At 60.8% G+C, this 21190-nt stretch carries 17 protein-coding genes and 1 riboswitch; of the genes, 9 read left to right on the top strand and 8 right to left on the bottom strand.

Features of this window, described 5'->3' with window-relative positions:
* Window positions 1–166 precede the first annotated feature (166 nt).
* The 3 genes from sthA to ACQZ40_RS24875 all read right to left on the bottom strand — a co-directional run bounded on the left by sthA (window position 167) and on the right by ACQZ40_RS24875 (window position 4567).
* Window positions 167–1570: a Si-specific NAD(P)(+) transhydrogenase gene (sthA, locus tag ACQZ40_RS24885; RefSeq protein ID WP_004433043.1), complete on the bottom strand. Its 1404-nt coding sequence runs from the start codon at window positions 1568–1570 to the stop codon at window positions 167–169.
* 405 nt (window positions 1571–1975) lie between these two features.
* A complete protein-coding gene (locus ACQZ40_RS24880; protein ID WP_078053054.1) occupies window positions 1976–2509 on the bottom strand; it encodes a DUF1003 domain-containing protein in 534 nt (177 codons plus the stop codon).
* 117 nt (window positions 2510–2626) lie between these two features.
* Window positions 2627–4567: an LTA synthase family protein gene (locus ACQZ40_RS24875; protein ID WP_448748851.1), complete on the bottom strand. Its 1941-nt coding sequence runs from the start codon at window positions 4565–4567 to the stop codon at window positions 2627–2629.
* Between the two features lie 222 nt (window positions 4568–4789).
* Here ACQZ40_RS24875 and ACQZ40_RS24870 point away from each other — a divergent pair, with 222 nt between their 5' ends.
* Window positions 4790–6469 (top strand): NAD+ synthase, encoded by a 1680-nt coding sequence (locus ACQZ40_RS24870; RefSeq protein ID WP_448748850.1) that lies wholly within the window; start codon window positions 4790–4792, stop codon window positions 6467–6469.
* 242 nt (window positions 6470–6711) lie between these two features.
* Here the strand turns inward: ACQZ40_RS24870 and ACQZ40_RS24865 are convergent, their stop codons facing one another.
* Complete coding sequence (locus ACQZ40_RS24865; RefSeq protein WP_448748849.1) at window positions 6712–7089, bottom strand: glyoxalase superfamily protein; 378 nt, start codon at window positions 7087–7089, stop codon at window positions 6712–6714.
* A 191-nt stretch (window positions 7090–7280) separates the two neighbouring features.
* Between ACQZ40_RS24865 and ACQZ40_RS24860 the strand changes: the two genes are divergently transcribed.
* Window positions 7281–8111 carry a TolB family protein gene (locus ACQZ40_RS24860; RefSeq protein WP_433824212.1) on the top strand — a complete coding sequence of 277 codons (831 nt, stop codon included), beginning with the start codon at window positions 7281–7283 and terminating at the stop codon, window positions 8109–8111.
* A gap of 64 nt (window positions 8112–8175) precedes the next feature.
* Window positions 8176–8357, top strand: a riboswitch (cobalamin riboswitch).
* 77 nt (window positions 8358–8434) lie between these two features.
* Window positions 8435–9151 (top strand): 5,6-dimethylbenzimidazole synthase, encoded by a 717-nt coding sequence (gene bluB, locus ACQZ40_RS24855; RefSeq protein WP_448748848.1) that lies wholly within the window; start codon window positions 8435–8437, stop codon window positions 9149–9151.
* A gap of 194 nt (window positions 9152–9345) precedes the next feature.
* Here the strand turns inward: bluB and ACQZ40_RS24850 are convergent, their stop codons facing one another.
* Both ACQZ40_RS24850 and ACQZ40_RS24845 read right to left on the bottom strand, forming a co-directional pair.
* Window positions 9346–10461 carry a DUF2865 domain-containing protein gene (locus tag ACQZ40_RS24850; protein WP_448748847.1) on the bottom strand — a complete coding sequence of 372 codons (1116 nt, stop codon included), beginning with the start codon at window positions 10459–10461 and terminating at the stop codon, window positions 9346–9348.
* Window positions 10462–10597: 136 nt separating this feature from the next.
* The gene (locus tag ACQZ40_RS24845) at window positions 10598–12913 is read right to left on the bottom strand and encodes an NADP-dependent malic enzyme (protein WP_065656135.1); all 2316 of its coding nucleotides are present in this window, start codon (window positions 12911–12913) and stop codon (window positions 10598–10600) included.
* A gap of 228 nt (window positions 12914–13141) precedes the next feature.
* On the opposite strand from ACQZ40_RS24845, the gene ACQZ40_RS24840 reads away from it, so the two are divergent.
* Window positions 13142–13981 carry a UDP-2,3-diacylglucosamine diphosphatase gene (locus ACQZ40_RS24840; protein ID WP_161988019.1) on the top strand — a complete coding sequence of 280 codons (840 nt, stop codon included), beginning with the start codon at window positions 13142–13144 and terminating at the stop codon, window positions 13979–13981.
* A gap of 290 nt (window positions 13982–14271) precedes the next feature.
* Here the strand turns inward: ACQZ40_RS24840 and dgcA are convergent, their stop codons facing one another.
* On the bottom strand, window positions 14272–15255 hold the full coding sequence (gene dgcA / locus ACQZ40_RS24835) for an N-acetyl-D-Glu racemase DgcA (protein WP_448748846.1): 984 nt from the start codon (window positions 15253–15255) through the stop codon (window positions 14272–14274).
* Window positions 15256–15399: 144 nt separating this feature from the next.
* Between dgcA and ACQZ40_RS24830 the strand changes: the two genes are divergently transcribed.
* The 5 genes from ACQZ40_RS24830 (at window position 15400) to ACQZ40_RS24810 (ending at window position 20485) form a co-directional block, all read left to right on the top strand.
* Window positions 15400–16560 (top strand): ABC transporter permease, encoded by a 1161-nt coding sequence (locus ACQZ40_RS24830; RefSeq protein ID WP_174036038.1) that lies wholly within the window; start codon window positions 15400–15402, stop codon window positions 16558–16560.
* A 10-nt stretch (window positions 16561–16570) separates the two neighbouring features.
* Window positions 16571–17407, top strand: a complete 837-nt coding sequence (locus ACQZ40_RS24825) for an ABC transporter ATP-binding protein (RefSeq protein WP_448748845.1) — start codon at window positions 16571–16573, stop codon at window positions 17405–17407.
* Window positions 17408–17415: 8 nt separating this feature from the next.
* Window positions 17416–18786 (top strand): MlaD family protein, encoded by a 1371-nt coding sequence (locus ACQZ40_RS24820; RefSeq protein WP_448748844.1) that lies wholly within the window; start codon window positions 17416–17418, stop codon window positions 18784–18786.
* Between the two features lie 15 nt (window positions 18787–18801).
* Complete coding sequence (locus ACQZ40_RS24815) at window positions 18802–19407, top strand: ABC-type transport auxiliary lipoprotein family protein (protein WP_448748843.1); 606 nt, start codon at window positions 18802–18804, stop codon at window positions 19405–19407.
* Window positions 19408–19519: 112 nt separating this feature from the next.
* Window positions 19520–20485, top strand: a complete 966-nt coding sequence (locus ACQZ40_RS24810) for an alpha/beta hydrolase family protein (RefSeq protein ID WP_448748842.1) — start codon at window positions 19520–19522, stop codon at window positions 20483–20485.
* A 23-nt stretch (window positions 20486–20508) separates the two neighbouring features.
* Here ACQZ40_RS24810 and ACQZ40_RS24805 read toward each other — a convergent pair whose 3' ends face one another.
* Window positions 20509–20946 (bottom strand): PACE efflux transporter, encoded by a 438-nt coding sequence (locus tag ACQZ40_RS24805; RefSeq protein ID WP_065656143.1) that lies wholly within the window; start codon window positions 20944–20946, stop codon window positions 20509–20511.
* Window positions 20947–21190: the final 244 nt, after the last annotated feature.

The raw sequence follows: 21190 nt of genomic DNA, 5'->3' as shown, positions 1-21190 counted from the left end.
GTCCGGAAATACGGCCGCCTGCCTGCATAGGCCGGGATGCGCATCCCGGCCTATGCATCAAGTAAACCACAATACGTCCACACAAGTCCGGGGTGACGGGGAGAGGAAGCTACGACCTTACCACGAGCGGCCGCATGGCATTTGGCAGTGCTGCCGAATACTCCGCTCAATCCTTCTTGATCTCACCCATGCGGTTCCACGCATCCAGCCCGGCAATCTTGTAAGCCTCGGCAAGGGTCGGATAGTTGAACGTATTCTCGACGAAATATTCCACGGTGCCCTTCAGGTTCAGCACCGCCTGGCCGATATGCACCAGTTCGGTCGCACCTTCGCCGACGATGTGGACGCCGAGTAGGCGGCGGGTTTTGAGCGAGAAGATCATCTTCAACAGGCCGCTGTCGAGGCCCATGATGTGGCCGCGCGAGGTTTCGCGGAAATGGGCGATGCCGCATTCATAGGGAATGCCGCGTTCGATGACTTCTTCTTCCGTCAGGCCGCAGGTGGAAATTTCCGGTACGGCATAGATGCCGTAAGGGAAGAATTGCGGCGGTTCGCCGGCCGGTGCGCCGACGGCGTGGCGGGCGGCGATGCGGCCCTGTTCCATGGAGGTGGAGGCAAGGCTCGGGAAACCGATGATGTCGCCGGCGGCATAGATGTTCGGCACCGAGGTCTGGAAGGTTTCGGGATCGACCTTCAGGCGGCCGCGGCTATCGGCCTCCAGCCCACAGGCCGAAAGATTGAGTGTATCGGTGGCGCCGACACGGCCGGCGGCGAAGAGGACGGTCTCCGCCTTCAGGACGCGGCCATTGCCGAGCGAGACGAGGCATTTGCCGCTTTCGTCGCGCTCCACCTTTTCCGCCTTCTGGCCGAAGATCAGCTTCATGTTGCGGTCGCGCAGCTGATAGGTGAAGTCCTCGACGATTTCCTTGTCGATGAATTCCAGCATGGTTTCGCGCGGCTCCACCACCGTCACCTGCGTATCGAGCGCGCTGAAAATGGTGGCATATTCGATGCCGATGACGCCGGCGCCGACGACGACCATGGAGCGCGGCAGTTCCTTGATCTCGAGAATCTCGTCCGAATCTAGCACCGCTTCGCCATCGAAGGGAATATGCGGCGGCCGGTAGGGGCGGGTGCCGATGGTCAGCAGGATGGAGGTGCCCGTCACGGTCATGATCTCGCCGTCGCTCTTCACCACCTTCATGGTGTTGGCGTCGATGAAGCTCGCGGTGCCGCGAATGTGCTGCACGCGGTTGCGGGCAAACTGGTGTTCCAGCACTTCCACTTCGTGATCCAGCGTGATGAGCAGGCGGCGGCGCAGGTCTTCGGCATCGATCTCCTGCTTGACGCGATAGGCGCGGCCGTAAAAACCGCGCTCGCGCCAGCCGGTGAGATTGAGCGCCGTCTCGCGCAGGGTCTTCGATGGAATGGTGCCGGTGTGCACGGAAACGCCGCCGACGCGGCTGCCCTTCTCGATGACCAGAACCCTCTTTTCGAGCTTGGCGGCCTGAATGGCGGCCCGTCTTCCCGCCGGACCGCTGCCGACAACAATCAGATCGAACTGGTGCATGAAAAACCCCGGAACAGAATTATTGCGATGACCGGATGTCGCATCCGGCATGGCGTCGCTGCGAAATGGTCATGATGCCATTTTGACGATGGGGAGTGATTCCCCTTCAGCCTTGCCCGCAAGAGTGCAATGCAACAAACGCCTGCGTCAATCTGTAGCGTAAGAATCTGACGGATTCGTAACTGGGGGTGGGGTTTCAGGAGGTTGTGCTATTTCTGGAGGGCAGAGGTGCGTGGGGCTTACCCCCCTCTGCCCTGCCGGGCATCTCCCCCTCAAGGGGGGAGATCGGCAGGAGGCGCGACCACCAGTTCATTCGCAAATGTAGAGATGGGCGAAACCTGCCCGCGAGTCGATCTCCCCCCTTGAGGGGGAGATGCCCGGCAGGGCAGAGGGGGGTAAGCGGCGTCAGTCTTCCTTCCGGGTGACATGGCGGTGAAGTGCCGCAAGGTCCTGACGGAGCGCGGCCAGTTCAGCCAGCACTTTCACATCGATCTTTTCATGCAGGGAAAGAACCTCAAGCTCGGCCTTCAGGTTCACCTCATAATCCTTGGCGGCCTCGAAACGGTCGCGGGCGGCCTGGCGGTTCTGCGACATCATGATGATCGGCGCCTGAATGGCCGCCAGCATGGAAAGCAGCAGGTTGAGGAAGATGAAGGGGTAGGGATCGAAGGCGCCGGTCGTCAGGATGATGGTGTTGATGACGGCCCAGAAGATCAGGAAAAAGCAGAAACCGAGGATAAAACCCCAGGAACCGCCGACCTTGGCGATATTGTCGGCCAGCCTGTCGCCGAAACTCGCGCCAGCGGAAAATTCCGCATTGGTGTCGCGCGAAATCAGTTTCTTCTGGTGCGACAGTTCCAGAATGCGCCGCTCCACTTCGCCGATTTCGCGAGAGGAACGCTTGAAATGCGAAACGATATAGTCGGAGATATCTGACACGGTGTGTCTCCGGTTCTGATGGGGCGATGCGGATGTTATCCCGAGATAAACCCGCATGGCGGTGGAATTCAAACGATTTCCACCGCCATGCGGTTCAGGCGTCCCCGCCGAAAAACATCAGACCGAGGGCGCGCCTTCGTGCAGCCAGTTGAAACCGGGGAAGAAGCGTTCGCGGCCATATTGCTGGCCGAACATCATGTCGAATTGCAGCAGGCGGTAGTCGCGCACCACGTCGGGAACGGCGTTCGGGGCAATTGACCAGTCGGGCAGGGCCTTGCCGTCGGTCGTCACCAGCATATGCCGGTCGATGACGGAAAAGGCCTGCTGCACGTCGCCAAGCGTGCCGGTATAGAAGGGATCGGAGAAGCCCGCCGTCTTCAGCACGTGATAGGGCAAAAGCGCCGGGCTGATGGTGCCGATATTCTTGCGCACGCCCTTCTTTGAGGACCAGACGACGAGCGGCGTCTCGTGTTCCTTCTTCATCACCTCCAGCGGCGCGCGGCGGCTGGCCACCATGCCCGGCATGTAGCCGCTTTCCACGAAGGTCTGGCCGAGCGGCGGCAGATGGTCGCCGAAGAGGACGACGATGGTTTCACGGTCGCGCTTCTTCGCCCAGCGCATCAGTTTCAGCAGCGCTTCGTCAGCTTCCGCCACCCCTTGCGAATAGGTGGCGAGCGCCTGCGAGGCCGAGGCGGATAGATCGCCTTCGACGCCGATGGTGTTTTCGGCGTAACGGGTCGCCTCGTAGGGACCATGTCCCTGAAGGGTGACGGCGAAGAGGAAGAGCGGGTTCTGCGCCTTTTCGGCCGTCGCCATGATCTCGTCCATCAGCGCATCGTCGGAGGCGAAGTTGCCGCGTTTTTCCATGGTTGGCAGCGTCTCTTCGGAGCGGAATTCCTCGAAGCCGAAATTCCTGTAGACCTGCTTGCGGTTCCAGAACCATTCCTGGAAGGGGTGCATGGCGATGGCGGAATAACCTTCGCCACGGAAGAAGCTGGCGAGCGAGGGCACCGGGCGGCGGATATATTGCTGATAGGGAATGCTGCCATAGGGCAGGAAGGCGTTGGAAAAGCCGGTCAGTGCCTCGAATTCCACATTCGCCGTCATGCCGCCGAATTCCGGGGAAAAGACGTTGCCGGACTGTTTGGCGCGGATCGTCGGCATGGGATCGGCGGAGAGGCTCACATTTTCCAGCCGCGTCGGATCCCACAGCGATTCGCTCATCAGCATGATGACATCGGGGTAATCGCCCTTGTTGGGGGCGAAGGCGGCGGGCTCGGAGGTCAGGTCGGCAATGGTGTTTTCGCCGTAACCCTGCGGCGCCGAGACATTGGCCATCGGAATATTGAAGGCAAAGGCCATCAGGAAGCCGTTATGGCGGTAATTTTCCTGCTGATCCCACATCATTGGAATGATGTTGAGGCGATCGCGCACCCAGGAATAATGCGAATAGTCCATAAGCGAGGCGAGACCCGCAAGAAGCGGCAGCGCCATCGCGAGACCGGCGGCGCGTTCGCGCAAGCTCAAGCCCGGTGAGTGGCGGCGCGCCAGCAGCCAGAGGCCCGTAAGTGCCGCAATCGTGGCGCAGATGCCGAGGGCGACGAGGGCTGCCGTCATCGGCTGGGCCTTCAGCATGGTCGGCAGAAGCTCGAGGATCTGCCGGCCGAACAGCAGGTCGGAGGGATAAAGCGGATCGGAAAGATAGGTCTGTTTCTGTGCCGAAATCAGCCCCGTCAGCGCGCAGAGCGGCGCAAGCGCGATCAGCGACAGGTAACGCCTGCCAAGAAGGGCATCCAGCGCCACGAGAAGGGCAAGCACGGCGGCAATGGTGGTCATGCCGGGGCGGGCGGAGGAGGTGAGGAAAGCGCCGACATCGGTGAGCGAACCGCGGGCGATCCACTCCAGCGCCACAACCAGCACGACGGACGCGACTGTCAGATTGGCAAGCGGATAGGCGATGCCCGAAAGCTTGGAAAGGCTCCTTGTCCATGCAGGCGAAAAGACAAAACCAGCCTTTTCGGAAGCCGTTGTTTTTGGCGCCGAATCTCTCAAACCCATACTCCGGTATTGCAGGCGGCACGGCCGATCCGGGGAGGTGAATCGGGTGTCGCAAAAGTGTCATGTAACTGTCACATAAGCGCGATGAACGCGACATGAACTTTGAAGAGTCTGGCCGGTGCGGCGATAACCTTAGCGTGAACGCGCGCGGCCGAAGCGTAACGGGCGTCGCCATGCAATTGCCGCGTTGCGGAGCGGCCACGGGCGCGGTATTGAAAAGCCATGAGCGACAGACACGATATAGAGAACCATCTCCGGATTGCCGTCGGGCAATTCAATCCCACCGTTGGCGACGTGGCGGGCAATCTCGCCAAGGCGCGCGAGGCAAGGGTCGATGCGGCGACGCAGGGCGCCGATCTTCTGCTTCTGACCGAGCTGTTCATATCAGGCTATCCGCCGGAAGATCTGGTGCTGAAGCCAGCTTTCCTGAAAGCATGCCTGAAAGCCGTGGAAGAGCTGGCGGCGGAAACTGCCGATGGCGGGCCGGGCGTCGTTATCGGTTTTCCGCGACAGGGTGAGGCGGGCCGGCACAATTCCGTGGCGCTTCTGGATGGCGGCAAGATCATCGCGCTGCGCGACAAGATCGACCTGCCCAATTACGGCGAATTCGACGAAAAACGCGTTTTCTCCGAAGGATCGATTTCCGGTCCCTATAATTTCCGTGGGGTCAGGATCGGTATTCCGATCTGCGAGGAAATCTGGAACGATATGGGTGTCTGCGAGACGCTGGCCGAAAGCGGGGCGGAAATCCTGCTGGTGCCGAACGGTTCGCCCTATTATCGCGGCAAGCTGGATGTGCGGCATCAGGTGGCGCTGCGGCAGGTTATCGAAAGCGGCCTGCCTCTCGTCTTCGCCAACCAGCTGGGCGGGCAGGATGAGCTGGTGTTCGACGGTGCAAGCTTCGGCTTCAATGCCGATAAGACGCTTGCCTTCCAGATGAGCCAGTTCGAGGCCACACTTGCCGTCACCGACTGGAAACGCACGGCAGACGGCTGGCATTGCGACAGCGGACCTTTCTCGAAGATTCCCGAAGGCGAGGAGGCGGATTACCGCGCCTGCATGCTGGGCTTCCGTGATTACGTCAACAAGAACGGCTTCAAGAGCGTGGTTCTCGGCCTTTCCGGCGGCATCGATTCGGCGATCTGTGCCGCCCTTGCCGTCGATGCGCTGGGCGAGGAGCGGGTGCGCTGCATCATGCTGCCTTACCGTTATACTTCGGAAGAATCGCTGAAGGATGCGGCCGATTGCGCCAAGGCGCTGGGCTGCCGTTACGACATCGTGCCGATCGTCGAGCCGGTGGAAGGATTCCTCTCGGCGCTTTCCGATCTCTTCGAAGGCACGGAAGAGGGCATTACCGAGGAAAACCTGCAGAGCCGCACGCGTGGCACGATTTTGATGGCCGTCTCGAACAAGTTCGGCTCCATGGTGGTGACGACGGGCAACAAGTCGGAAATGTCGGTGGGTTATGCCACGCTCTACGGCGACATGAATGGCGGTTTCAACCCCATCAAGGACCTCTACAAGATGCAGGTCTATGCCATTTCCAGCTGGCGCAACGCCCATGTGCCGCCGGGCGCGCTCGGCCCTTCCGGCGAAGTGATCCCGGCCAATATCATTTCCAAGGCCCCGTCGGCCGAATTGCGCCCCAACCAGACCGACCAGGATTCGCTGCCGCCCTATCCGGTGCTGGACGATATTCTGGAATGCCTTGTCGAGAAGGAAATGTCGGTCGAGGAAATTCTGGCGCGCGGTCATGATGTGGCGACCGTGCACCGGGTGGAGCATCTGCTCTATCTCGCCGAATACAAGCGCCGGCAATCGGCCCCGGGGGTGAAGATCACCAAGAAGAACTTTGGGCGTGACAGGCGTTATCCGATCACCAACCGGTTTCGGGATCGGTGATTGAAGGAAGACGCTGGTAGCGGATGTTTTGCCCGGCGTTGCCGCTCGTTTCTTCTCCCCGCCGGGGAGAAGGTGGCCCGAAGGGTCGGATGAGGGGGCAACGTTGCCGTAACTCACTACCCTTGCCCCCTCATCCCGCTACCGCGGACTTCTCCCCGGCGGGGAGAAGAAACAAGGGGCATGCGCTCGTTCCACAACATTAAACAAGCGGCGCGGAGAAAACCCCGCGCCGTTCACTTGTCTTAAATAGCCTGCCCCACATCGATGCGGTTGCCATCCGGGTCCTCAAACACAAAGGCGCGTAGGCCGTAATCCTTGTCCTGCAGGCCCTTGATGATGCGCAAGCCCTCACTCTTGCAAAGTGCGTGAAGCGCATCGACATCGCTCACCATCATATGCGCCACGTTGAAGGGCGCTGCCTTATGTGTGGGCTGCAATGTCAAGTGCAATTCGGCATTGCCCTGTTTGAGGATCATGAAGCCGACGGGAGTGCCGTTTTCGAAGGTTTTTGTGAAGCCCAGCACACCGACATAAAAGTCATGGGCTTTTTCGATATTTTTGACAGGAAGCATTGCGGCGATCCGGCCGAAGCGGATGCCGTGATCGGCGATGGTATTCATCGCGGAACCTCGGTTTTAGGAGAAACGGCAAGGGTCACGGACGGTGCCGGAGCGCTGGCGTTTTTTCCGGTTTGAATTTGCAGGACGGTGCCTGCCGCCCTAGGATCATAATCGAGGCGATGGTGGATGCAAACGGAATGTCTGCATTGCCGGGCGCTTTGAACGACACACGGACACGCCCGGGAGGCAGAATGCGCAGCTCCATCGAAATCTTCAACATCCGCACCCGGCAGATGCGGGTGGTGTGGCAGACGCCTGATCTCTTCGAAGCGCCGAACTGGTCGCCGGATGGAAAATATCTGCTGCTGAACAGCGAAGGTCTGCTTTACCGCCTGTCTCTTGCCGGTGATATCGCGCCGGAGAAGGTCGATACCGGCTTTGCCACGCTCTGCAACAATGATCACGGTATTTCGCCGGATGGATCGCTCTACGCCATTTCCGATAAGGTGGAATTTGGCAAGAGCGCCATCTATCTCATGGCCTCGACGGGCGGCGCGCCGCGGTTGATGACGAAAAATCTTCCCTCTTACTGGCATGGCTGGTCGCCGGATGGGAAAGGTTTTGCCTATTGCGGCATTCGCGATCAGGTCTTCGATATCTATTCGATGGATATAACAAGCGGCGTCGAGACGCGGCTGACCCATGGCGAGGGCCGCAATGACGGGCCGGATTATTCGCCTGACGGCGAGTGGATCTATTTCAATTCCAGCCGCACCGGGCGAATGCAGATCTGGCGCGTGCGGGTGGATGGCTCCGCCGTCGAGCGCATTACCGACAGTCCCTATGGCGACTGGTTTCCGCACCCGTCTCCCAAGGGAGACAAGGTGGTGTTCATTTCCTATGACGGCGACGTTTTCGACCATCCGCGCGATCTCGATGTGCGGGTGCGGCTGATGGATATGGATGGCGGCAATGTCGAGACGCTATTCGAACTTTTCGGCGGGCAGGGAACGATGAATTCGCCCAACTGGTCACCGGATGGGGATGAGTTCGCTTATGTCCGGTATTTTCCGGTGGAATGATGGGGGTGAGGCGGGCCACATTGCCGCACCACCGGCAGGATGCTTGCATTCGCAAACTTTTTTGCCCATAGCTTGCCTGTCAGGTGCCTGCCCTTGCGGCGGGAGAATCGGGAATCCGGTGAAAGACCGGAACGTGCCCAGCGCTGTGAGGCGGACGTTCTTTTTTAAAGCCACTGAAGCAATTCGGGAAGGCGAAAAGGGCGGATGAAGCCTAGTCAGAAGACCGGCCTGACGGGATAGACCGAACCGCGCGGACGGCGGCAGGTTGTTGTCGAGGCGGGGTGCGCATTTGCGCCCGGCCTTCGCATTGTTGGGGATAAACGATGCCAGCCGATTCGTCCGTAAACAATCCGCCCGGCGCCAGTTCGTTCGATCACGCGCTCTCGCCCGCCCGCCCGTTTTCCGGTGAGGAACGCGAGGCGATTTACCGCGCCATCGAGACCCGTCGTGATGTGCGCGACCAGTTCCTGCCGGACCCGCTGCCGGACGATCTGGTGGAGCGTCTTTTGAAGGCGGCCCATTCCGCGCCCTCGGTCGGTTTCATGCAGCCGTGGAATTTCACCCTCATCACCGATGGCGCGATCCGTCAGTCGGCCTTCGTGGCTTTCAGCCGCGCCAATGAGGAGGCGGCGGCGATGTTCACGGGCGAGCAGCAGGCGCTTTATCGCAGTCTCAAGCTTGAAGGCATCCGCAAGGCGCCGCTCAGCATCTGCGTCACCTGCGATCCGACGCGCGGCGGCAAGGTGGTGCTGGGCCGCACCCATAATCCGCGCACGGATGTCTATTCCACCGTCTGCGCCATCCAGAATCTCTGGCTCGCGGCACGCGCCGAAGGCATCGGTGTCGGCTGGGTCAGCATTTTCCACGATAGCGACATTCGCACCATTCTCGATATTCCCGGCCATATCGAAATCGTCGCGTGGCTTTGCCTCGGCCGTGTCGATGCGCTCTATAACGAGCCGGAACTGGCGGTGAAGGGCTGGCGGCAGCGCGTGCCGCTGGAGGAACTGGTGTTTCGTAACCGCTGGGGCGGGGTATAGAAGCGGAGACCTGTGAATAAGGCGGGACGTCGCCGCGTATTTCTTCTCCCCGTCGGGGAGAAGGTGGCCCGAAGGGTCGGATGAGGGGGCAACGCTAGCGGTATACGGAGAGCTCGCCCCCTCATCCCGCTGCCGCGGACTTCTCCCCCTTGGGGAGAAGAAGCAAGGGGCGCGCGCTCGCTCCGCGATGTATGTCACTGCTGCGGCTGTATACCCTTCAATGCCGGGTTCTTCAGGTCGATACGGCCTGTCTGGTCGGGCAGGAATTTAGGGCCTATGACGCGGACGCGGCTGTCGTTGGGGTCATAGTCGCGTTCGGGAACGGGCTGTTCCGGCGGCTTGGCGGCCTGTCGCTGTTCGGTGGGTTTCTCAGCCTTGTCACCTTGCAGTGATGGAATGGTGGTGATGCCGGAATAGGGTTTTTCGGGCTGCGGCCGGGCGGCCTCTTCCTGCTTTTGCATTTCCTTGTGATAGGCGGCCATGTTGCAGGCGCAGCCCGGCGCTTTTGCCGTGGCGTTCCTGTAGGCGAAGGCGGTTGGCAGGTCCCTGTAGGGCTTGCCTGTTTCCGCAGACACCATGTCGGCGGTTTCCTGATCCGTCATGGAATGGAAATAAAGCTCCGTCTCGGTGCCCGGACACATTTTCTCGCACTGCTCCGCCTGGGCGCGAAAATCAAGCGGCGAGGCATTGGACGCGATGGGGAAAAACGAGCCGTCGCAGGTGCGCACGCAGAGTGTGCGAAGCCCACCCTCGGCGGCAGCGTTGGGGTAGGGCGAAAGCCCCGCCTGTCCCGGCTCATCGTCGTTCTGCGGGCCATTCTGCCGAAAAGCGTCGGGATAACGCGTCACATCCGGAGGCGGAGGTAATTGTGTTTCCGTTTGTGGCATGGTGTTGCAGCCATTGGCATCGAGGGCGGCGAGAATGCGCTGCCGCCTGATGTCGCCGTCGTTGTCACGCGCGGCCGCCATGGCGTCGTCGCGGTCACGGATGATGGCGTCGCGCTCGCTTTCCGCTTCCGCCAGCGCATCGCCGATCTCGGCGCAGATACCGGCATTGGGATTGCCATAGACGATGACGCTGCCGGATGAGCAGCCGTAGCCGCGCAGGTCGTTCCTGATCTTGCGGATGACGATGTTCTGGCGGGCGAGCGCATTGGCATAACGCCGCACCTCGGCCGTATTGCCGACGACGCGGGGCGGTTCGCGCAATTGCGCATAAAGCGTATCGCAGACCTGATCCGCGAAGGCGGCGGCCGGGGCGAGGAAAACAAGGGGAAGCAGGAGGCCGATGATGCGGCTGCGGCGGGTCAATTGTTCGATCCGTTCGATGTCCCCGGCTGGTGGCAGGGGCGTTATACTTCACGACATCCGTGTTTCGGGAAGATAACATAAGCTGTTGCCGCAATGCGGCAACAGCCTGTTCAAAATTGCGTTAATGCGGCCTCTATCACACCGAAGGATGCGAGGCCTGCACCACGGCAAACGCCGCCATGTTGACCACGCCGCGCGAGGTGACGCTGGGCGACAGGATATGGGCGGGCAGGGCCGTGCCGAGCAGGATCGGGCCGACATGCAGGCCTTCCGTCAAGGTGCGGGTGACGCCGAGCGTGATGTTGGCGGCATCGAGGTTCGGGAAAACCAGAAGGTTCGCTTCGCCCGTCAGCACGCTGTTCGGCATGGCACGCTTGCGCAGCGCTTCCGAAAGGGCCGAACCGCCCTGCATTTCGCCATCCACTTCCAGTTCCGGTGCGGCTTCCTGCACGATCTTCAGGGCGCGGCGCATCTTGCGGGCGCTTTCGGAATCGCGCGAGCCGAAATTGGAATGGCTGGCGAGGGCGATCTTCGGCGTGATGCCGAAGCGGCGGATTTCCTTGGCCGCGAGAATGGCCATTTCCGCCACTTCCTCGGAGGTCGGGTCGTAATTCACGAAAGTATCGGTGAGGAACAGCGCACCCTGCTGGGTGATGAGCAGGCTGAGGCCCGCGAAGGAACGCACGCCTTCCTGCTTGCCGATGATCTGGTTGACGTCGCGCAGGTGGCGGTCGTAACGGCCTTCGAGGCCGCAGATCAGCGCATCCGCTTCGCCGCGCTTCACCGACAGCGCGCCGATGACGGTCGTGTTGGTGCGCACGATGGTGCGGGCTGCTTCCGGGTTGATACCGACGCGACCGACAAGGGCGAAATAGTCATCGACATAGTCGCGGTAGCGCGGATCGTCTTCCGGATTGACCACCGCGAAATCCGTATGTGGGCGGATGCGCAGGCCGAAGCGCTTCAGGCGCGTTTCGATGATCTGCGGGCGGCCGATGAGGATCGGGATGCCGGTGCCTTCTTCCAGCAGCACCTGGGCGGCGCGCAGCACGCGCTCGTCTTCGCCTTCGGCAAAGATGATGCGCTTCTTTTCGGCGGCTTTCGCGGCATTGAAGACCGGTTTCATGATGAAGCCGGAACGCCAGACGAAACGGTTCAGCTGGTCGAGATAGGCTTCGAAATCGGTGATCGGCCGGGCGGCGACACCGCTTGCGGCCGCAGCACGGGCAACGGCTGGCGCAATGCGCAGGATGAGCCGCGGATCGAAGGGCGAGGGGATGAGGTAGTTCGGGCCGAAGACCGGCGTTTCGCCGCTATAGGCCTTTGCGGCCACTTCTGAAACTTCCTCACGCGCGAGTTCGGCGATGGCCTGCACGGCGGCCATCTTCATTTCCTCGTTGATCGTGGTTGCGCCGCAATCCAGCGCGCCGCGGAAGATATAGGGGAAGCAGAGAACGTTGTTCACCTGGTTCGGGAAATCCGAACGACCGGTGCAGATCATCGCATCCGGACGGGCCGCACGCGCCGCCTCCGGCATGATTTCCGGATTGGGGTTGGCAAGCGCCAGGATCAGCGGGTTTTCCGCCATGCGCTCCAGCAGTTCCGGCTTTAGCACGCCGGCGGCGGAAAGGCCGAGGAAGACATCCGCGCCGTCGATGGTTTCGGAGAGAACGCGTTTGTCGGTCTTCTGGGCGTAAACTTCCTTCCACTCGTCCATCAGCGTGTTGCGGCCATCGTAAACGAGGCCTTCGATGTCGTGGACCCAGATGTTTTCTTTCTTCGCGCCCATGGCGACGAGCAGGTTGAGGCAGGCAAGGGCTGCCGCGCCGGCGCCCGAGGCGACGATCTTGACGCTCGAGAGCGATTTTCCGGCGAGTTCCAGTGCGTTGGTGACGGCGGCGGCGACGATGATCGCGGTGCCGTGCTGGTCATCGTGGAAGACCGGGATGTTCATCTTCTCGCGCAGCTGGCGCTCAACCTCGAAACATTCCGGCGCCTTGATGTCCTCAAGGTTGATGCCGCCGAAGGTGGGCTCCAGCGCTGCGATGGTGGAGACCATGTCGTTGATGCCGGGCGCATCGATTTCGATATCGAAAACGTCGATGCCGGCGAATTTCTTGAAGAGGACGGCCTTGCCTTCCATCACCGGCTTGGAAGCAAGCGGGCCGATATTGCCGAGGCCGAGCACCGCCGTGCCGTTGGAAATGACGGCGACGAGGTTGGCGCGGGCGGTATATTCCGCCGCCGTTTCCGGATTTTCATGGATGGCGAGGCAGGGGGCGGCAACACCCGGCGAATAGGCCAGCGCCAGATCGCGCTGGTTGCCGAGCGGCTTGGTGGCCTGGATTTCCAGCTTGCCGGGGCGCGGATAGCGGTGGAAAAAGAGCGCCTGTTCCTCGATGTCGGCCTTTGCCGTGTTGGCGGGCGTGTTGTTCTTATCGTGAGAGGTCATTCTTCCACCGTCATGTCTGGTTCAATTCCGGACCCCTGAATACAACAAACTTCCCCGTGGTACAGCCGTTATTTGACCGCACCTTATGCAAATGCGGCCATGGCTTATTCGCGTTTTCGTGAAGGCTTTCGTCATATTCCCTATAAAAACCGGCGTCTGTCATGTTGCTGAAACACGAGTCTGGTTCTGAGAGGTAAGAAAGCCGCAGGGACGCAACCGAACAGGGGGATGAAATCCGTGGCCGGTCAAATCGAAACCAGACAGTTCAGAACGCTTTTCATTTCGGATGTTCATCTCGGCTCCAAGGCGGCCAAGACGGATTATCTGCTCGACTTCCTGAAATATCACGAGGCCGAAACGATCATTCTCGTCGGCGACATCGTCGACGGCTGGCGTCTGCGCCGCAGCTGGTACTGGCCGCAGGGCTGCAACGACGTGGTGCAGAAGCTCCTGCGCAAGGCCCGCAAGGGAACGCGCATCGTCTATATCCCCGGCAATCACGATGAATTCCTGCGGGAATTTCCGGGCATGCATTTCGGCGGCATCGAAGTGGCCGAGCGCATGATTCATGAGGCCGCCGACGGCAAGAAGTACCTGATCATCCATGGCGACGAGTTCGACGTGGTGGTGCGCAACGCCCGCCTGCTCGCCTATCTCGGCGACTGGGCCTATGACGCGGCAATTGCGCTCAACATCGCCATCGCCGCGGTGCGCCGCCGCATCGGCCTGCCTTACTGGTCGTTCTCGGCCTGGGCCAAGCTGCAGGTCAAACACGCGGTCAACTTCATCGGCGAATTCCAGCGCGTGGTGGCCGACGAGGCGCGACGCAACAATGTCGACGGCGTGATCTGTGGGCACATCCACCACGCTGTCATGGAAGACATGGACGGCATTCGCTACATCAACACCGGCGACTGGGTGGAAAGCTGCACGGCGATTGCCGAAAATGCCGATGGCAGCTTCGAGCTGATCACCTGGATGCAAACGAGCGACGTTACCGCCGAACACACATCGGACGAGATGGAGCCGGTGGATATTCCAGGGCTGATCGGGAAGCACGCGGCCTGAGTCGGCGCGTTTGGTTGCAGGCTCACCTGTAAACGAAGTGTTTGGCAAAAATTGTGGCATCCGCATACCGTCATCCCGGCCCTGAGCCGGGATCCAGTGCGATCAAGTCTTTGATCGCGTAAGACCTATTTCTCACGGCGCAGACGCGCCGTGGCTGGATGCCGGATCAGGTCCGGCATGACGGAGGTGAGGCTTTAGAGCCTTCCCAGTAACCTTACGGTTAGGCACCGGAGAGATGGTGCGAACGCAGCCTCTCGACACCAACCCAGTGCGGACCCTTAGCGAGAGTTCTACCCCCACAATTCCGGCCGTGCCGGATAAACCAGCGAACCCTCATAAACCAGCCCCGGCTCACGATCCTGCGCCAGCAGCAGCGGTCCGTCGAGATCGGCGAAGGCCGCGCCCTGCGCCGCGAGCACCGCAGGCGCCATGCCGAGCGAGGTGCCGAGCATGCAGCCGACCATGATGGTGAAGCCGAGCCTTTCGGCCTCGGCCTTCATGACAAGCGCTTCGGTCAGGCCGCCGGTCTTGTCGAGCTTGATGTTAATCGCATCGTAGCGGTCGCGCAGGGCGGCGAGGTCCTTGGTGGAATGCACGCTTTCGTCGGCGCAGATCAGTACCGGATGGTCGATGCGGGCGAGGATGTCATCCTTGCCGGCGGGTAGCGGCTGCTCGATCAGCGATATCTTCAGTTCTGCCGCAAGCCGCAGATAATATTCGATATTATAATCGTTCCAGCCTTCATTGGCGTCGATGATGATGCGCGCTTCGGGTGCGGCGGCGCGCACGGCCCTGAGACGCGCTTCGTCATCCGCCGTGCCGGTCTTGATCTTCAGCAGCGGGCGGCCTGCGTTTTCCGCCGTTTTCGCGGCCATGGTCTCGGGGTCGGCAAGCGAGATGGTGTAGGCGGTGACGAGCGGCTTTGCCGCCTGTCCAAGGATGCGCTCGGCAACGGTTTTGCCGGTGATCTTGGCTTCGAGGTCCCACAGCGCGCAATCCACCGCATTGCGGGCGGCGCCGGGTTGCATCGCCTGTTGCAGTTCCTGCCGTGTCACACCGCCGGCGATCTGCTCCGCCATCGCCTCGATATCGGCAATGACGCCTTCAATACTTTCGCCATAACGCGGATAGGGCACACATTCGCCGATACCGGTAAAGGAACCATCGCGGATGGTGCACGTTACGACATCCGCGTGGGTGCGGGTGCCGCGTGAAATGGTGAAGCTGCCGGCGACGGGAAAACGTTCCGTTGTGGCTTGAAGGTAACGGGGCATGTTTTTTTCACTTCCGATTGGGCGGCAAAAGACACATGACGCCAAATTTATCACGAATTGTCGGCCGTCACTGTGGCTTGCCGGAGGCCAAAACGTTATGAAACCTTTAAGAATCTCGTGACGGCTGCACTCGCTCGGAGCATTATGCAAGAACAGGACACACGGCAACAGGCGAACCCGGCCGCAATCACCGAAGACGATAGCGTCTCCGGCGGCGGCTTGCGTTTTGTCATGAGCGGTTCCTGGCGCAACAGCAATCTCGCCGGTGTTTTCCCCAGTCTTGAAAAGATCGAAAAGGGCAAATCCGCTGGCCCGGTGGAAATCGATCTTTCTTCCGTCGAGGCCATCGATACGACGGGCGCATGGATCATCCAGCGCCTGCGCAAGGACCTCGAGGCAAATGGCGCCACCGTCACCGTGACGGGCAATGACCGTATCGAAGAGGTCATCGGCCAGTTGCCCGAAAAGGTGGAGATGGAGGGCGAAGCGCCCAAGAAGGTGGGGCTCGCCGAGCGTATTTTTGCGCCCATCGGCAAGGCCGTCATTCAGAACGGCGCGGATTTCCTGGCGGGCATGTATATTCTCGGCTCGGCCGTGCGCGGCGCGCAGATGAAGCTCGGGCGTGGGCGCGGCGTCTCGCCGGCGGCGATCGTCAACCAGATCGACCATATGGGCGTGCGCGCCGTGCCGATCATCATGCTGATGTCGTTCCTGATTGGTGCGATCATCGCCCAGCAGGGTGCGTTTCAGCTGCGTTATTTCGGTGCGGAAGTCTTCGTTGTCGATCTGGTCGGCATTCTGCAATTGCGTGAAATCGGTGTGCTTCTGACCGCGATCATGATCGCCGGCCGCTCCGGCAGCGCGATTACGGCGGAAATCGGCTCGATGAAGATGCGCGAGGAAATCGACGCGCTGAAGGTGATCGGCCTCAATCCCGTCGGCGTGCTGGTGTTTCCGCGGCTGGTGGCGCTCACCATCGCGCTGCCGCTTTTGACCATTCTCGCCAATTTCGCAGCGCTTTTCGGTGCGGCCATCGTGGCCTTTGCCTATTCCGGCATAACCTTCGAGGTGTTCCTGTCGCGCCTGCATGGTGCCGTGGAGGAATCGACCATTGCCGCTGGCATGATCAAGGCGCCGTTTATGGCGCTCATCATCGGCATCGTCGCGGCCGTTGAAGGCATGAAGGTGGGCGGTTCGGCCGAATCGCTCGGCCAGCACGTCACCTCCTCGGTGGTGAAGTCGATCTTCGTCGTCATTCTGGTGGATGGTCTTTTCGCCATCTTCTACGCAGCCATCGATTTTTAGGGAGGGCGCGTTGGAGAAACTGGACCAGAAACCGCATGAGACAAGAACCGGGAAAGACGGCCGCGAGGTGGTGCTTTCCGTCGAGGGTGTGACCGTCGGCTTCAACGGCCGCAACGTGCTCGAAAATCTCGACCTCGATGTCTATCGCGGCGAAATTCTTGGCTTCATCGGCCCCTCCGGTGCCGGCAAATCCGTGTTGATGCGCGCGATCTTGCGGCTGCTGCCACGGCAGGCGGGTGCGATCCGCATTCTCGGCACCGACTACGACAAGGCGAGCGAAGACGACCGCATGATGCTCGACCAGCGGCTTGGCGTGCTGTTCCAGCAGGGCGCACTGTTTTCCGGCCTGACGGTGAAGGAAAACATCCAGCTGCCGATGCGCGAATATCTCGACCTGCCGAAGAAGCTGATGGACGAGCTTGCCTATCTGAAGATCGAGATGGTGGGACTGAAGCCCGATGCAGGCGACAAGTACCCATCCGAGCTTTCCGGCGGCATGATCAAGCGCGCGGCCCTTGCCCGGGCGCTGTCGCTCGATCCCGACCTCGTCTTCCTCGATGAGCCGACGTCCGGCCTCGATCCCATCGGGGCGGCGGAATTTGATATGCTGATTGCGCGCTTGCGCGATTCGCTCGGCCTGACCGTCTATATGGTGACGCACGACCTCGACAGCCTGTTCTCCGTCTGTGACCGCATTGCGGTGCTGGGCCAGAAGAAAGTGCTGGTAAAAGGGACATTGCAGGACATGTTTGCCTGCGACGATCCGTGGGTGCAGTCCTATTTCCGCGGCAAACGGGCCCGCTCTGTCGTTCTTCCGGACGGCAGACACGAAAATCCGGTGGAGTAACAAGAAGCATGGAAACCAAGGCGAACTACACCATAGTCGGAATTTTCACGCTGATCGTGATCGCCGCCGCATTCGGCTTCGTTTACTGGATGGCGGAATTCGGTCGTGGCGGCCCGACGGCGCAGCTTGTCGTGCGCATTCCCGGCTCCGCAAACGGTCTTTCCGTCGGTTCACCGGTGCGGTTCAACGGTATTCCGGTCGGAACCGTGCGCGGGCTTGCGATCGACCGCGACGACCCGGCCTATTCCATCGCCTTTACCGAAGTGCAGGCCGATGCCCCGGTTTTCCCGTCGACACGCGCCGTGCTTGAAATTCAGGGCCTGACGGGCGCTGCCTATATAGAGCTTTCCGGCGGTAACAAGGATGGCGAGCGCATTCTGCAGAAAGCCGTCGAAAGCGGCGTTCCGGCCGAGCTGATAGCCGATCTTTCCAGCGTCACCAACCTGCTTGCCACGGCCGATAAAATCCTGAAACGCGCCGATGGCGCCATCGGCGAATTGCAGGGTTTCGTGCAGGATGCGCGTGGCCCGCTGACGCAGACAGTGCGCAATGCCGAGAAATTCTCCGATGCGCTGGCGGCCAATTCCGATGGCATCAAGAATTTCATCGCCAGCCTCAGCTCGCTTTCCACAACGGTACAATCGGTTTCGGTGCGTCTCGACGGCACGCTGACGGCCATCGAGGATCTGGTGAAGGCGGTGGATGCCGGCAAGATCGATTCCATCCTGTCGAATGTCGACAAGGTGACGAAGGATGTCGCTTCCGCTTCCAGCGATATTCAGGGCATCATGGAGACGGTACAGAGCACGGCGAAAAACTTCGAGGCGGCGAGCACGGAAGTGCAGACCGTGGTGAAGCGCGCGGATGAGCTTCTCGCCTCCGTTGATCCCGCCAAGGTGGGCACCGTGGTTGATGACGTTTCCTCTGCGACCGCCGATGCGCGCGATGCCGTGGCGAACTTCAAACGCATCGCCGACGATGTCGGCGCCCGCCGTGCCGATATCGACCAGGCGGTTTCCGACTTTACCGAAATGGGCCGCAAGCTGAACCTCGCCTCCAGCCGCGTCGACGGCATTCTCGCCAAGGTGGACGGTATGCTCGGCACCGATGACGCCAATTCGCTGTTTGCCAAGGCGCGCGAAACGCTCACCTCCTTCAAGGCGGTGGCTGACAATCTCAATGCCCGTATCGGGCCGATTGCCGACAATCTGACGCGTTTCTCCAGTTCGGGCCTGAAGGATTTCCAGGCGCTGATCGGCAGCACGCGGGTTACGGTCGACAATCTCAACAATGCCATCACCAATATCGACCGCGATCCGCAGCGGTTGATTTTCGGCGGCGAAACCGTGAAACAATATGATGGCAGAACAAGGCGCTAAGAGGGGTATGGGCCAATGACACGATCGATGAACGGCCGTCAGCGACGCGCCCTCATTCTGGCTCCGCTGCTTGCCGTCTTGATGGCCGGCTGCGCGGGTGCGCCGAAGAACGATACTTTCGATCTTTCCGTCTCTTCGGCGGCGGTTACCCAGGGGCCTTCGCTGAAAAGCCGGCAATTGCTGATTGCCGATCCGACCGCCCTGAAGGCGCTCGACAGCGAAAACATCGTGGTGCGCCTTTCCGGCTCGGAGGTGCAATATCTCGGCAATTCGCAATGGAGCGACCGCCTGCCGCGCATGGTGCAGTCCAAGCTGGTGGAAGCCTTCGAGGACACCGGCAAGCTCGGCGGCGTCGGTCGGCCGGGGCAGGGGCTGGCAATCGACTATCAGGTCGTGACCGATATTCGCGCCTTCGAAATCGATACCGCGAGGAACATCGCCAATATCGAGATATCGGTGAAGCTGCTGAACGACCGCAACGGCACGGTGAAGGCGCAGGAAGTGTTCCGCGCCAGCGCCCGCGTTAGCGGTTCCGGCAACGCCAATTTCGTGAAGGCGCTGGATCAGGCCTTTGCCGCCGCCACGCGCGATATCGTGGCCTGGACGCTGAAATCGCTTTAAGCGTTCGGCGTTATTGCCGCCACAGGAAACCGCTTTATGTTCGCGTAGCGCCGGTCACCGATCGGCCTGTGCATAATGGTCCCGATCCGTGAGCCCGATCCGTGAGTTGGCGATGCGATTTCTGCTGCTGCTTTGCCTTATGTTTTCCGCCCTGTCTGGAACGGGCGCCGCCATGGCAGCCGGTCTCCGGCTGATCGACGTTCCATCGGCAAACGGCAAAGCCGCCATGAAGGCTGCGGTATGGTCGCCCTGCGCGGCCGCGCCGGAAGAGGTCAGGATCGGTCCCTTCCTTTTGCCCGCCGTGCGTGATTGCCCTGTTCCTGAAGGGAAGTATCCGCTCGTCTTCATCTCCCATGGCTTTGGCGGCACCTATTTCAGCCATCGAGACACGGCGGCGGCGCTGGCGGATGCCGGCTTCATTGTTGCGGCTATCAATCACCCCGGAGACAATGCGCTTGAAATGAAGAAGGCCGGAGAGCTTTCCGCGCTGACGGGCCGTCCGGCGGATATTGCCCGGTTGCTGGATCATCTGCTTGAAGGTTTTAGTGACGCCGGTTCCATCGATGCCGGGCGGATCGGCGTCTTCGGATTTTCGCGCGGCGGTTATACCGCGCTGGTGCTTGCCGGCGGTACGCCTGATTTTGCCAATGCCGGGCTGCCCTGTTCCGACCCTCAGGCGCCGATTTGCACGCAGATGCGGCAGAAGACGACATTGCCGCAGCATGGCGGTCAGGATGCGCGTGTGAAGGCTGTGGTTGCCGCCGACCCGTTGAATGCCTTTCCCGGCGCGGGCGACCTGAAGAATATCACGATCCCCGTCCAACTCTGGAGTTCGGAACGCGGCGGCGATGGTGTCGCGCCCCAGGATGTTGCAAGGCTGCGCGACGATCTGCCGGTGAAACCGGACTATCGGATGGTAAAAGGGGCGGGGCACTTTTCCTTTATCGCCCCTTGCCCCGCCGAGATGGAAAAGGCCGTGCCCCAGATTTGCAGCGATGCGGCGGGTTTCGACCGGGCGGGGTTTCACCGTAGCTTAAACGCCGAGGTGGTCAGCTTCTTCAAGGCGTCGCTGCTCTGAGGCGCTGTTCCTTTCCGTGCCGGTCAGGCGGCGTCCTGCTGCGACTTCCATTCCGGCAGCGGGAAAACCCGGTCGTAGCTCCAGTTGAAGACAAAAGCATAGACCACGTAAAACAGCGCAAACGAGATATCCATCACCAGCGCGTGGGCAAGGCTGATATTCAGATACCAGGCGATGAAGGGCATCAGCACGATCAGGAGGCCCAGTTCGAACAGCACGGCATGGGCGACCCGGAGGGCGGGCGTCTTCAGCGTCGTGCCTTTCAGCCGCTGCATGGCGTGGTCGAAACCGAGATTGTAGACATAGTTCCAAACCGTCGCCAACGTGGCGCTGACGAGGCCGACAATGCCGATATCTTCCATAGGCATGCCAAAAAGCAGCGCGCCCAAGGGAATGACGAGAAGAAGGCCGATGATTTCGAAACTGAGGGCGTGGCGGATACGATCTTGCAGGGAACGCATTTCATTCTCCGGTATGTGACCGGGCCGTCCCGCATGCTGTTGCCACTGTGGCCGAGGTCGTCCTCGCGCTGAGGCATATACAGGTTTTGGGCGAATTTTTCAAGCGCGGGCGTTGAGGACAGTCGATGTCACGGGGAGGGCGCCACTTGTTTCTTCTCCCCGCCGGGGAGAAGTCCGCGGCAGCGGGATGAGCGACTGTCTTTGATGTCAAGCGTTTTGCCATGGTTTGTTGTCTCTGATGATG

This window comes from Agrobacterium sp. 16-172Ci, assembly GCF_053522725.1.
The sequence above is the reverse complement of the archived record's forward strand: the minus strand, read 5'-3'. Positions and strand labels throughout refer to the sequence as shown.